The sequence below is a fragment of the Kangiella marina genome (assembly GCF_039541235.1).
GTDB lineage: Bacteria > Pseudomonadota > Gammaproteobacteria > Enterobacterales > Kangiellaceae > Kangiella > Kangiella marina.
Genome location: NZ_BAABFV010000002.1, coordinates 138584 through 151206, shown reverse-complemented (window position 1 = coordinate 151206; position 12623 = coordinate 138584). Strand labels below are relative to the sequence as shown.

Annotated in this window: 11 protein-coding genes; 2 read left to right on the top strand and 9 right to left on the bottom strand. The window is 45.7% G+C overall.

All coding sequences use genetic code 11. The features are described from left to right. Window positions 1-19: 19 nt before the first annotated feature. A complete protein-coding gene (locus ABD943_RS08830) occupies window positions 20-2023 on the bottom strand; it encodes a sodium-translocating pyrophosphatase (RefSeq protein ID WP_345292829.1) in 2004 nt (667 codons plus the stop codon). A gap of 323 nt (window positions 2024-2346) precedes the next feature. Here ABD943_RS08830 and ppa point away from each other — a divergent pair, with 323 nt between their 5' ends. Then, window positions 2347-2877, top strand: coding sequence for an inorganic diphosphatase (ppa, locus tag ABD943_RS08825; protein ID WP_345292828.1), 531 nt, complete (start codon window positions 2347-2349; stop codon window positions 2875-2877). A 76-nt stretch (window positions 2878-2953) separates the two neighbouring features. On the opposite strand, the gene ABD943_RS08820 is transcribed toward ppa, so the two are convergent. From ABD943_RS08820 to ABD943_RS08805, 4 genes are all read right to left on the bottom strand, one after another. Beyond that, window positions 2954-3514 (bottom strand): hypothetical protein, encoded by a 561-nt coding sequence (locus ABD943_RS08820; RefSeq protein WP_345292827.1) that lies wholly within the window; start codon window positions 3512-3514, stop codon window positions 2954-2956. A 3-nt stretch (window positions 3515-3517) separates the two neighbouring features. Beyond that, window positions 3518-4078, bottom strand: coding sequence for an RNA polymerase sigma factor (locus tag ABD943_RS08815; RefSeq protein WP_345292826.1), 561 nt, complete (start codon window positions 4076-4078; stop codon window positions 3518-3520). A 413-nt stretch (window positions 4079-4491) separates the two neighbouring features. Next, complete coding sequence (locus ABD943_RS08810; RefSeq protein ID WP_345292825.1) at window positions 4492-5499, bottom strand: DUF2333 family protein; 1008 nt, start codon at window positions 5497-5499, stop codon at window positions 4492-4494. A 24-nt stretch (window positions 5500-5523) separates the two neighbouring features. After that, window positions 5524-5982: a copper chaperone PCu(A)C gene (locus ABD943_RS08805; protein ID WP_345292824.1), complete on the bottom strand. Its 459-nt coding sequence runs from the start codon at window positions 5980-5982 to the stop codon at window positions 5524-5526. A 68-nt stretch (window positions 5983-6050) separates the two neighbouring features. Between ABD943_RS08805 and ABD943_RS08800 the strand changes: the two genes are divergently transcribed. After that, window positions 6051-6734, top strand: coding sequence for a fumarylacetoacetate hydrolase family protein (locus ABD943_RS08800; RefSeq protein WP_345292823.1), 684 nt, complete (start codon window positions 6051-6053; stop codon window positions 6732-6734). Window positions 6735-6776: 42 nt separating this feature from the next. Here ABD943_RS08800 and ABD943_RS08795 read toward each other — a convergent pair whose 3' ends face one another. The 4 genes from ABD943_RS08795 to ABD943_RS08780 all read right to left on the bottom strand — a co-directional run bounded on the left by ABD943_RS08795 (window position 6777) and on the right by ABD943_RS08780 (window position 12576). Next, window positions 6777-7679: an MBL fold metallo-hydrolase gene (locus ABD943_RS08795; RefSeq protein ID WP_345292822.1), complete on the bottom strand. Its 903-nt coding sequence runs from the start codon at window positions 7677-7679 to the stop codon at window positions 6777-6779. Between the two features lie 120 nt (window positions 7680-7799). Beyond that, complete coding sequence (locus tag ABD943_RS08790; RefSeq protein WP_345292821.1) at window positions 7800-8906, bottom strand: phospholipase A; 1107 nt, start codon at window positions 8904-8906, stop codon at window positions 7800-7802. Window positions 8907-9028: 122 nt separating this feature from the next. After that, window positions 9029-11884: a M16 family metallopeptidase gene (locus ABD943_RS08785; protein ID WP_345292820.1), complete on the bottom strand. Its 2856-nt coding sequence runs from the start codon at window positions 11882-11884 to the stop codon at window positions 9029-9031. A gap of 155 nt (window positions 11885-12039) precedes the next feature. Next, a complete protein-coding gene (locus tag ABD943_RS08780) occupies window positions 12040-12576 on the bottom strand; it encodes an SRPBCC family protein (protein WP_345292819.1) in 537 nt (178 codons plus the stop codon). Between the last annotated feature and the right edge of the window lie 47 nt (window positions 12577-12623).

The window sequence follows — 12623 nt, the reverse complement described above, 5'->3', positions numbered from 1 at the left end:
TTCAAGTACCGCTCTTAGATTAAAGTAGTGGTGCAATCACAAGAGATACAATCGCCATCACATTAATTAAAATGTTCATTGATGGCCCTGAGGTATCTTTAAACGGATCGCCGACAGTATCGCCGACCACGGTTGCGGCATGTGACTCCGAACCTTTTCCACCATGGTGACCTTTCTCGACATATTTTTTAGCGTTGTCCCAAGCACCACCGGCGTTGGCCATCATTAAAGCCAACGCGACTGCCGTGATCAAGGCTCCACCCAACATCCCACCAAGCGCTTCGGCGCCAAGCAAGAAGCCAACCAGCGGCGGTGCGGCTACCGCTATCACGCCCGGCAAGACCATCTTTTTTAAGGCCGCTGTCGTCGCGATATCCACACACTTTTTCGTGTCTGGTTCAGCCGTACCTTCCAATAGGCCTTTAATTTCACGGAACTGACGCCTGATTTCATGGATCATGGCGAAGGCCGCATCCCCAACCGCTGTCATTGTAATTGAGGCAATCAAGAAAGGAATAACACAACCGATAAATAAGCCCATCAATACCGTTGGATCACCAATATGGAGCACAAAATCTTCAACCCCATTGTGTGCATCCAAGGTTTCCACAAAGGCGGCAATAATGGCTAGCGCCGCTAATGCCGCGGCACCAATCGCAAAACCTTTACCGATCGCTGCGGTTGTATTGCCCAGCTCATCCAATGAGTCGGTAATTTTTCGAGTGTCTTCACCCAGCCCACCCATTTCGGCAATACCGCCAGCGTTATCCGCCACCGGCCCGTAAGCATCAATCGCCATGGTGATACCTACTGTAGCCAACATACCTACGGCAGCAATACCCACACCGTATAAACCGGCCAGTTCCGTTGAAAGATAAATAATCGCGGCAATAGTTAAAATCGGTAAGACCACGGACTGCATTCCCACCGATAGCCCCGTAATCATTACCGTAGCAGAACCAGTTTCCCCCGATTTTGCGATTTTACGCACAGGCTTAGCGGAGGTGTAATACTCGGTCACGAGGCCGATAATAATGCCACCAACGGCGCCACATAAAACCGCCATCCACACATAGCTCGACACTTCCATGTAGCCAAGTAGGAAGTAGGCAGCAATAATAAAGAGTACCGCCGAGCCTATCGTTCCAACTCGTAACGCCACTTCGGGGCTTTTCTTTGACATGACCTTAACCAACACAATACCGAGGATTGAGCAGATTAAACCCACGGATGCTAAGGCTAAGGGTGCGGCCATGAGCGCATTTTTCGAACCTAAATCACTGCCCCCTAGAGTCGCTGCAATCGCGATGGAGGCAATCATTGAGCCACAATACGACTCAAAAATATCCGAGCCCATACCGGCAACATCGCCCACATTATCGCCGACATTATCAGCAATAACGCCTGGATTACGCGGGTCATCTTCTGGAATACCGGCTTCGATTTTACCGACTAAGTCTGCGCCTACGTCTGCTGATTTGGTGAAAATCCCCCCACCAACACGACTGAATAGCGCCACCGAAGAGGCTCCCATGCCGAACCCATGAATATAGTGTGCGCTAGTCGGATCTGAGCCAAAGTACCAATATAGTGACCCTAGACCGATTAACCCGAGCGAAGCCACGCAGAGCCCCATGATGGAGCCTCCAAAAAAGGCAACGCTTAATGCCTCGGCTGGCCCCTTACTATGCGCCGCGGTTGTGGTGCGGACGTTAGCTTTAGTCGCCGTATACATGCCAATATAACCCGCTAGCGCCGAAGATATGGCACCGACAGCAAAGGCTAAAGCTGTGTTATAACCGAGCGGAGAAAACCACAGTATAATAAGCAAAATGCCCGCAAAAATTGCGAGCATTTTATATTCTCGGTGCATAAAGGTCATAGCACCAGTATGGATAGCGTCTGAAATCTTTTTGATTGCACTATCCCCTTCAGGGTATTTCTTGACCACGCCGTAAATGATAAAGGCGATAATCAAACCCAGCACGCCGAGTGCTGGCGGCAGATATAGCATCTCTTGCATAAAGCCCCCAATTGATTTTATCTCATTGAATGTTATATAAATTTTCTTTTTTGCAAATTTAGTCTATAGCAGTTTTACCAGTTGTACAATTTATAAACAAGCTGATTATCAATTAACCAATTTATTTTGTGAACAAGCGCTTATCCGTGAGTTTCATGAAATATGGCCATGATTATCCTTCACTATAAGTAACCTTAGGTTGTGCAGAGTTATTTTGCTTTGGATTAAACGGCTCTCCACCCCTTAGAGGCGTGTATTTTCTAATCGATTGAGTATATAATACGCGCCCTCTGAAAGCCCTAACACGCAAAAAAGGTAATACAATGAGTTTGGATAACGTACCTGCGGGTAAAAACGTCCCAGAAGAAATTAATGTCATTATCGAGATCCCTGCTCACAGCGATCCGATCAAATACGAAGTTGATAAAGAGACTGGCGCGGTATTTGTTGACCGTTTCATGGCAACTTGTATGCACTACCCGACAAACTACGGTTATGTAAACCAAACGTTGTCGGCAGACGGCGATCCCGTTGACGTTTTAGTTCCAACTCCATTCCCGCTAATTCCTGGCTGTGTGATTCCTTGTCGCCCGGTGGGTGTACTTAAGATGACTGACGAGTCTGGCGAAGATGCGAAAGTTATCGCGATTCCAACAGGCAAGCTGAGCAGCATGTACCAAGGCATCCACAATGTGGACGAGCTTCCTGAATTGCTACTCAACCAGATTGAGCACTTCTTCCAACACTATAAAGATCTTGAGCCAGGTAAGTGGGTTAAGATTGCCGGTTGGGAAGGTGCTGAGTCCGCTAAGAAAGAAATTCTTGACAGCATCGAGATGTACAAAAACAGCTAATCAGTGCTATTTGTGCATAACCTGCAAAGCCCGCAACATTATTCATGTTCGCGGGCTTTTTTGTATTCTACCGATACTAGACAACCAACTGACGTAATATCGTTCGTTCCTTTTGATACAGCCAATACAGTCGTTGTTGTAAGCGCCCACTATCGGGATTTTTAGCCAAAGCATGGCGATATTGCTGTTGAGCATCACGCAAACTGTCAAGCGAGGCTAAGGTCTCCGGCGACACCAACTGACCATTCTCACTCACCATATAACCGAGCTTTGCATAATAACTGGCATTCGCTTGCTGCAAACTTCCAATGGTCAGCTGGTAAGTGCTTGGCACAGTTTTGGCTGGAGTCGTATCAGTCGCAGCACTTATCACCGTCTGATTGCTGATTGCTGAATCCTGAATTACCCCCTCTTGATCTAGGTAGATTGGCGACATAGCCGCGATCAATAAGGCGCAAGCGGCAACAGCCAAGCCCCATCGAATACGAAAGGTATGACGATTTTTGTGTTCAGGCTGCAACGGCTCAGCGCCAGCATCAGACTCTATAGCTTGTTGAATCTGTTGCCAGCGATCAGGCGCTTGCGCTTGATTCGGCAAGCCCTGTAATTGCTTCACTAATTCGTCATCTTTATTCATACATTAACTCTCGCTCTCGACCGTTAACAGGTCTCTCATCAAACTGCGCGCACGATTTAGGTGCGCCTTGCTCGTTCCCGCTGCGATATCTAGCTGCTGGCCAATCTCTTGATGGGTCATGCCCATCAAGTCGTGCAGTATCAGTACATACCTTGCTTGCGCTGGCAACTGGACAATGGTTTTCTCCAAATCAATTTGCGAAGCGCTATGGGTTGCTGACAGGCTTTGCTCAAACTCTCGTTCCCAGTCATGATCCTGCACCAGATCTAAGCGACTCTTTCGTTTATCCGCCAGCACAGTATTCACCGCAATACGGTGGATCCATGTTGAAAACTGACTATCGCCTTTAAAGGATGATAGGGCCTGCCACGCTTTAATAAACGTTTCCTGCATAAAATCTTCCGCATGCCCCTTGCAACCACAAAGACGTAAGCACAAGAGGAAGATTTGGTTGGAGTGGTGCCGGTACAATACTTCGAACGCACCAACGGAACCTTCCTGCGCTTTATTAACAAGCCAAAGAATATGTTCAGGTTCTAATGTTGTTGCTTCTATTGCTGACAAAGCATCTACTGCATGGTGTTTACTCGTTAGATGATGATTACAGCAAAAAGGTTTAAACGCAAAATAAAAAAAGCCCCGCATTAGGGTGCGGGGCAAAACAGAGTCATTTCTAAAAAGTTTGGGGAAGAACATGACTCGTGTGGCGTCCGTGCCAACTACTATTCAACTTAAGGAGTACAAATTTCAACCAACGGTTATACTGTAACGAGAACGGCGTGAAGGTTATGTCAACGCCATGATTTTCTATACAATCAATAACTTAACAATGGCTTAGTGCATTGAAAATGTCTCGGAAACCGTCTAATTGGCTGATATTAGGCTTTCATTATGGTGTGGATAAGGGTAAAAAGGAAATTGATTGATTTGATACTCGCAATAGTCTTTAGCTATTACGAGTATCTAGGCAAAGTTCTTTAGCCTCGCTTAAGCAGTTCAATTAAGTCAATAATCGCTGCATTAGCTCGCGAAATATAAGAAGACATCACCAGCGAGTGATTGGCTAAGAATCCAAATTCATTACCGTTAACAATCATGGGACTCCACACCGTCTCTTGGGTCGCCTCCAGCTCCATAATGATTTGCTGAAACGAAGCCACCGCATTTTTGTCACGCAGAACACTATCGAAATCATGCTCTACCGCCTTTAGAAACTGTATTAAAGCCCAAGTCGAACCACGCGCTTCCCAAAACACATCATCAATCTCCATCCACGGCGTTTGCACCGTGACTAACTGGCCTTTCCCTGTTGACTGTTGTGCTGAAGGATCGTTGGATAAATCGGTATTCATACGAGTACGGCCGACACTAGCACTTAAACGCTGCGACAGACCGCCAAGACGCTTATTCACCAGATAGAGCCACGAGCGGAGATTATCGGCCCTGGCATAGAACTGCGTTTCTGTATCTGAAGGGTCGGTCAGTCGATCTCGGTAATCACGCAGTAAATCAACGCCTTTTTGATATTCGCGTTCAGCTCGCGGGAACATCCATTTACGATGGTTGATATTAAAAGCAGGCTCCGCAAACTTCAACGCCTCATCTTCTAACGACTGTGATTGCGAACGGCTCATGTCATTTCTTAAGACCTGGACAATATCTCGAATCTGTACCAAGGCGCCAAACTCGTAGGATGGCATGTTATCCATGAAAACACTTGGCGGTAAAATATCATTACTTAAGTAACCGCCACTTTTATTGAGCAACGACTCAGCAACCTGAGCAACCGTCTCAACCGTCACATAACCCACAGGAGGATTTCCCGGATACTCCTTGACCACAGAATCAGCGCTAACAGGCTCCGGCTCAGAACTCCAAATAAAGGTAAAAACCAACATCAGGATCATTAACAGGACAAAGCCAGTTAAAATCCAAGTCCACTTTTTACGCTTCTTAGCCGATTGCGGCTGTGTATCAACATTCATTGTTTATCCAGTATTTTGCGAGGACTACTGATTAGCATCGCGCACTTGTGCAGTAACATCAAGTGACGGCTTGTTAGCAAAGTGTAACCTGATGTTATAGCTCTTAGCGCCGTCAGACATATCAAGCCCCATAATCATGACGTGTTTCGCTCCAGGCTCGAAATGAACGGTGTCCTCGATCACAACCTGCTCCAAATGCTCCATTTTAGCCATATCATTGACGACTTTTGTCTCGTGCATCATGACATGCCCAGCTTGCTCCATAGAGACTTGAGTGAGCGTTACAGGAGCGCCGGTGTGATTCTTGATGGTCATAAAAGCTGCCGTGTTGGTCATGCCTGGTGGCATCTTTCTAACCCAAGCATCACTGACTTCAATGCCCTCTTTGGGGGCTTCTTGGCTACACGCCAAGACCAGCGACGCCAGCAAAAGTGTTAATATCGCCTTTAAGTATAGGCTCAAAGAAATAGCTCGATTCATCATTCTTCCGTTGGCAAAAAGTCGTAAAGCCGTTATTGTACTTTGAACTTCCTCCAAACTCTATGCGAGTCATGACAACACTTTTTCCGATACCCAGCACTCCCCAGTTACCCATTCTCGGCAGTGAACTCTATTTCCCGGTTCGCCGAGTCTACTGCGTCGGCCGTAACTATGCCGCTCACGCCAAGGAAATGGGGCATGATCAGCGTGAAACACCCTTTTTCTTTACCAAACCAGCGGATAGCCTTGTGCACTCACCGAAGTCTCTCGCTTATCCGCCGATGACAAATGAACTGCACCACGAGGTAGAGCTGGTTATTGCGATCAGCGAAGAAGTGGTCGAAGCTAATGAACATCAAGCCGCGGATAGCATTTATGGCTATGCTTTGGGAATCGACTTAACCAAACGCGATATTCAAGCGGAAGCAAAGCAAAAAGGCCGTCCTTGGGATCTGTCAAAGGGTTTTGACCAGTCCGCGCCAATTACTTCAATTCAGCCAATAGCAGAACTGGATGAAATCACTCAAGGCTTTATTTCCCTCTCAGTTAATCAAGATATGCGCCAAGAAGGTCAATTAAAAGATATGCTTTGGTCGCCGACGGAAATCATTACAGAGTTATCCAAACACATCACATTAAAGCCTGGTGATCTTATTTTTACCGGTACACCATCGGGTGTTGGCGTGGTTGAGCGCGGGGATAAAATTGAAGCAAAGCTCAATCAAGAACTTGCACTCAACTTTTATATCGAATGATGGCTTGAGTGATGAGGGGGAACTCCCCCTCGATAGTTTTGCTTATAGACTGTTGTAGATAAAAGTCACGATTTGATCTGGCTTGATAAAGTTTTTACCATTCTTTTCATCAAACTCAGCACTCGGCTTAGCCGCAATAACGGCTTCTAGCGATTTGCCCTTGCTCTTAAGCGCCGCAACGTTACCCCGCAAACTTGTTAACATCGCAACATAGTCAGCCATTTCCGCTTTAGTCGACATCGGGCCGTGACCAGGAATAATTTTAGTCTTGTCATCCGACAGCTCTAACCCCTTTTGCAAAGCAGCGATGTAGCCATCTATCGAGCCGCCACTATCGGTATCAATAAAAGGATAGCCAATATTGAAGTAAGTATCGCCCATGTGCAGAACATTATCTTTTGCGAAATAAATAATCGCATCACCATCGGTGTGGGCATTTGCGACATGGTAAACCCGCATCTCATCATTGTTAAGATGTAGGCTCAGCTCGTGATCAAAGGTGACCACCGGCAGCGCTGCCTTCGGAGCGGCTGGGACTTCTCGGTCAAAGAACGCCATCACTTGATCACTGTTCATACGTTTACGGACGTTATCATGAGCGACGATGGTAGCGCCCGCCTTGCCAAAGTTCTCATTGCCACCGGTATGGTCGCCATGCCAGTGAGTATTGATCACAAACTTAACCGGCTGATCACTAATGTCATCAATAGCAGCATTAATTTTGTCAGTAAGGGGCGCATACTGGTCATCAATAATATAGACCCCGTCATCGCCCACAGATAAGCCTATGTTGCCGCCCTGTCCAAACAAAACGTATAGCCCGTCTGATAGCTGCTGAGCCTTGATGGTAACCTCTGGCTGCTTTTCACCGTGCGCCATTACAGTTGGTGTCACCGTCGTTAGAGCTAAGCCCATGGCCCAATAAATTCGGTTGATGAGTGTCATATCAAATAATCTCCATAAGTAAACCGTCTCAATACACTACCACAAGCCTGTGAAAAAACAGTAACTTTCGACAAGTTATGATTCCAACCATCAAAAAAGCGCCCCTCAGGACGCTTATTATTACAGCCAATCGGTTAAAACGAACCCTACCCCGAGGCGGTTAACACGCCGATTATAGTCAATCAGGCTTTCGCCATAACCATTGAAGTATTGGACATAGCCTCTGAGTTTTCCTTCATCATCCAAAGGGAAGGTCCAGTCAAACTGAACGGCTCCTTTGTTATCACTTCGGAGGTTATTTCGCAGTAATATTCCAAAGTTATGCTCATCCCACTGATACGCCGAATACAACTCAAAATACCCCATGAAATCATCAATATCGGGATTATCGTCACCATCCGGATCCATCGGATCGGTTTTACGCTCTTCCGGGATTCGCCACCAAGGTTTAAAGGCTAACACCCAGCGATCTTGCTCAAAGGCAAACTCAGTATAAATTCGGTTCCAACTCCTCGAACTTAATCCCGAACGTCCATTGGACTGGTGCGAAACACCCATCGAAAAGTAAGGGATCTGCCAACCACCTAACTGCCAATCTGTAGCCCAGGCAGCAAAAATTTCGGGTTCATGGTTCGTTTCGCGAAAGGGGCTTGAGACGTCTTTATTATAGGCTTGCCAATAGGACTGTCCGGTGTAAGCAAAAAACAAGGCGCTGTTTTCCCCAAAAGGTTTTTCCCAAAAAGGGGTTTTGAAACTGACCTGAAACTTGATTTCAACATTATCAACTTGTCGCTCGTCACCTGCGTTATCTAAGCTTTCTTGGTTAGGAGAATTATTAAAGGTCACCGGTAACAAATAATTTGGTTTATGCGGAATAATCGCAAAGCGGTTATCACGAACTCGGTACTCCATTCGCAACCGTTTTTTTAGCAGTGCAGAACCTTCCTTGCCCTCTTCGCCTTCAGCTGAAGCATCATCATCTTCGTAAGTCAGTAACTCTTTGCTTGGCCTAAAAATAGCCAAGTCGCTGCGCTTTTCACAATACTCTTTAACCTCTTTAATGCTGGTATCATCACCGACCAACTCAATTCTTTGCAAGATGCATTCTTCGTACTCCATCTGCGCTTCTTGCTCTACATTGTCCGCTGCTCGCGACAACGAAGGCATGACAGCGATAGAAGAAAGCATTGATGCGGATAGGAGTTTCCAGTGAAAATCACGACTCATGACGACAAGATCCTTAAGCTATTTGGCATGAATTGTAGCAAATCAGGCCGATTGTTCTATCACAAATACAAAAAAGGGCCTGTACAGGCCCTTTTTCTTGCTGAATTTTACAAATATAACTATTACAGCTTGTTGCCTTCAGCATCGATTTCGATAATGTCATAGCCGAGCTTTTCCAATCCAGGCATCACCGATGCTTTATCGCCAACAACGACAATAATCATCTCATCAAGGATTAAATGTTTTTCAGCTAGGGCATTAAGCTCTTCAAGCTCAATCGACTGCAAAATATCACTTTGCTCATCAACATAGTCTTCATCGAGGTTATAAGCCATGATTTGACCCAGGAAACCAAGCTTCTGGCGAGGCGTCTCGTAATCACGCGCGTCACGTTGACCGAGTGAGTTACGCATAAACTCCAGTTCAGCTTCGCTCATGCCACTATTGTGGTAGGTCTTAATTTCTTTAAGAAACTCGATAATAGACTTATCCGTCACATCCGTTCTAACGCCCGCTGAAGCAACGAAATAACCGTAATCCTCACTACCACGGAAACCTGAGCGCGCACCATAGGTATACCCCTTATCTTCACGCAGGTTGATATTAATACGGCTATTAAAAGCACCACCCAAGTTATAATTCATCAGACTCACGCGATAATAGTCACCCGTAGCATCATACGGTAAAGAACGTTTACCCATACGAATTTCAGACTGAGCCGCACCAGGCTTGTTAACGAAGTAAATCGCTTTTTCCAACTCAGGGAAAGGCTTCACCGCTACAGGCTCAACACTATCACCTTCCCATGAACTGAAACGCTTAAGTTTGGTGCTCAAGGCATCTTGCTCTAAGTCTGAAACAGCGACAATCGACGCTATAGCAGGCGAGTAGTAAGTCTTATAAAAGCTCTTTACATCTTCTAGGGTAATGTTTTTTACCGTTTCTAACGAGCCTGAAGATGGGAAAGCGAAAGCATTCTCAGTACCGAAGAGTAACTTTTGATAAACGTTACTGGCGACTACTGACGGTTGTTTCGCAGCACTTTTAATCCCTTCAATGGTTTGCTCTTTTACGCGCTTAAAATCAGCCGGATCAAACTTTGGCGCGCGTAATTTTTCGTTGGCAATCTGCAAAGTACGATCAAGGTTTTCAGTTAAACTTTGGATCGTTAACTGAGTGTACTGCTCGCCAGCAGAAACGCTTACCGAACTACCCAACTTTTGCAGAATATTACTGAGCTCTTCGTTTGAGTAACTTTCGGTCGCTTCGTTAAGCATACTTGCTGTCATGCTGGCTAGACCAATTTTATCTAATGGGTCATTCGCCGTGCCCGCTTTAATGCGCAGGCTAATTGCCGTAGTTGGTGTTTCTTCATTAATAGCACCAAGCACTTCGATACCGTTTGACAACTCACTGCGCCAAATTTCTGGCACCTTGATAGTCGGGTTATCGCCCGCTTCTGGCATTACGCTGCGATCAAAGTCATCTGTAGCCACTCGTAGCTCAAGATCTGCTTCCGTCACTTCTTTGTACTCTGGAATATTGCGTGGCGAAGGCTTCCAAGTATCTTCATGAGCGACCATAGCCTTCATACCTTTTGGAACGACACTCATGATCACGGCGTGTTGACCTTTCAAGTATTGTTCATAAACGCGCATCACATCTGCTTCAGTCACATTGTCATAACGCTCCAACTCTTTTTGAATCAAGTTAGGATCGCCTTCAAACGTCTGATTAGCAGCTAACTGAGAAACTTTGCCTGAAACGCTTTGTAGTCCATAAATCAGTCGAGATTTAATACCCGCTTTGACACGCTCAATATCGTCGGCTTTAACGCCGCGCTTTTCAAACTCTTTGAAGCTCTCACGAATCGCACCTTCTAAATCCGCCAAACCTTTGCCTGACATTGGATTGGGTAAAGCATACAGCACAAATTCACAGGACAACTCTTTACAGCCGTGATTGACACTGCTTTGAACCGCTTGGCCATTTTTGACCAAATTCTTGTACAGAATCGATGTTTTGCCTTGCCCAATGATTGACGCAAGTACATCCAGTGGCGCTTCATCTGGGTGCAGGCGGTGAACCGTTGGGTAAGCCATATAAATCAATGGCAATGACACATTGTCTTCCAATGAAATATAACGGTCACTGTCTAAAGAAAGCGGCGTCGGCTTCGGATCGGAAACTTCAGGGCCGCGAGGGATAGAACCAAAATACTTCTCAATCCATGCCAAAGTTTGCGCTTCATCAATATCACCACCAATGGTCAATGTGGCATTATTAGGACCATACCAACGCAGGAAGAATTTCTTCACATCATTAACATTCGCGCGGTTTAAGTCTTCCATATAACCAATAACGGGCCAAGAATACGGGTGGCCTTCTGGGTATAGCGCCTGTCCAACACGCTCACCCAAACGTCCATAAGGACGATTATCCACACGTTGACCACGTTCGTTTTTTACTGTTTCACGCTGAACTTCAAACTTTTTCTGGGTGACCGCGTCTAGTAAAAAGCCCATACGGTCCGCCTCTAACCACAGCATCTTTTCGAGTTGATTAGCAGGAACCGTTTCAAAGTAATTGGTGCGATCAGAGTTAGTCGTGCCATTTAAGGTACCGCCTGACTCAGAAATGATTTTAAAGTGCTGCTCGTCGGCCACATTTTCAGAACCTTGGAACATCATGTGCTCAAAGAAATGGGCAAAACCAGACTTACCAATCTCTTCACGACCCGAGCCAACGTGATAGGTCACATCCACGTGTACTAAAGGGTCACTGTCATCATTGTGCAGAATAACCGTCAATCCATTATCTAAAACGTACTTCTTATAAGGAATGACCAACTGCTCTTCTTGTTGCTCGACAACCTCAACTAAACTGATTCCTTCAGAAACCTCTGACTCAGTTGATGGCGAAGAGGCACATCCTATTAAACCGGCCACTAAGACTGTGGTGATTGCTTGTTTAAACATTCTAATCTCCTCCAAAATAGTGGCTACATTATACAGATAGACGCCTAGAAATGGCTGTCTTACATATTTTGATACACTTTTAGAAGTATGGTTACAGAGACAAAAAAGCCCTGGCAGACTGCCAAGGCTTGAGTTGTGAGATGGTTGGAAACTATTTAGCTTTCAATGTCTTCTTTTAACGCTTGAAGCCCCTCTTCATATTTTGGCCCAAGCATACCATCCATAAACATGCCAAAATAACGGCCAACAATATTATTGCCAAAATCCGCGTCAAACGCCCAAGTTAGCTTGCTTTGCCTTGGCCCAAGTTCTTCGATGGTGTAGCTAATATAACCAGGATTTGGATCCTCACCAAACAACAGCTTGGCTTTGACAAAGTTTGGATAAGTGCTTTCAACAATCTCCTGCGAGCCTACGCCGACCTGAGCTTTTTCACTGTCCCATGCCATGGTAGCTCCAACACCAGAGTCTGGCCCACTAAAAGTGTACTCTGCATCAGGATCCAGCTTAAACCACGGTGACCAGTTATTATAGTTCTCGAAACTGTTAACTTCTTGGAACACCGTATCTTGTGAAGCCTCAATAACAATGGAACGCTCCACATGCGACGTCTTTGGAAGGAAAAAACCAACCACCACCAACACGACTGCCAATACAACAATAACGATGAATAAATTCTTTAGAAACTTCATAGTTCCCCCGCTAAGCAAGATAGACCTTTTTTACTTTAGACTAAAAC

Bases quoted from the DNA above. Each gene is read 5' to 3' on its own strand.
- ABD943_RS08830 (WP_345292829.1), bottom strand. From the start codon at position 2,023: ATGCAAGAGATGCTATATCTGCCGCCAGCACTCGGCGTGCTGGGTTTG.
- ppa (WP_345292828.1), top strand. From the start codon at position 2,347: ATGAGTTTGGATAACGTACCTGCGGGTAAAAACGTCCCAGAAGAAATT.
- ABD943_RS08820 (WP_345292827.1), bottom strand. From the start codon at position 3,514: ATGAATAAAGATGACGAATTAGTGAAGCAATTACAGGGCTTGCCGAAT.
- ABD943_RS08810 (WP_345292825.1), bottom strand. From the start codon at position 5,499: ATGAATGTTGATACACAGCCGCAATCGGCTAAGAAGCGTAAAAAGTGG.
- ABD943_RS08805 (WP_345292824.1), bottom strand. From the start codon at position 5,982: ATGATGAATCGAGCTATTTCTTTGAGCCTATACTTAAAGGCGATATTA.
- ABD943_RS08800 (WP_345292823.1), top strand. From the start codon at position 6,051: ATGACAACACTTTTTCCGATACCCAGCACTCCCCAGTTACCCATTCTC.
- ABD943_RS08795 (WP_345292822.1), bottom strand. From the start codon at position 7,679: ATGACACTCATCAACCGAATTTATTGGGCCATGGGCTTAGCTCTAACG.
- ABD943_RS08790 (WP_345292821.1), bottom strand. From the start codon at position 8,906: ATGAGTCGTGATTTTCACTGGAAACTCCTATCCGCATCAATGCTTTCT.
- ABD943_RS08785 (WP_345292820.1), bottom strand. From the start codon at position 11,884: ATGTTTAAACAAGCAATCACCACAGTCTTAGTGGCCGGTTTAATAGGA.
- ABD943_RS08780 (WP_345292819.1), bottom strand. From the start codon at position 12,576: ATGAAGTTTCTAAAGAATTTATTCATCGTTATTGTTGTATTGGCAGTC.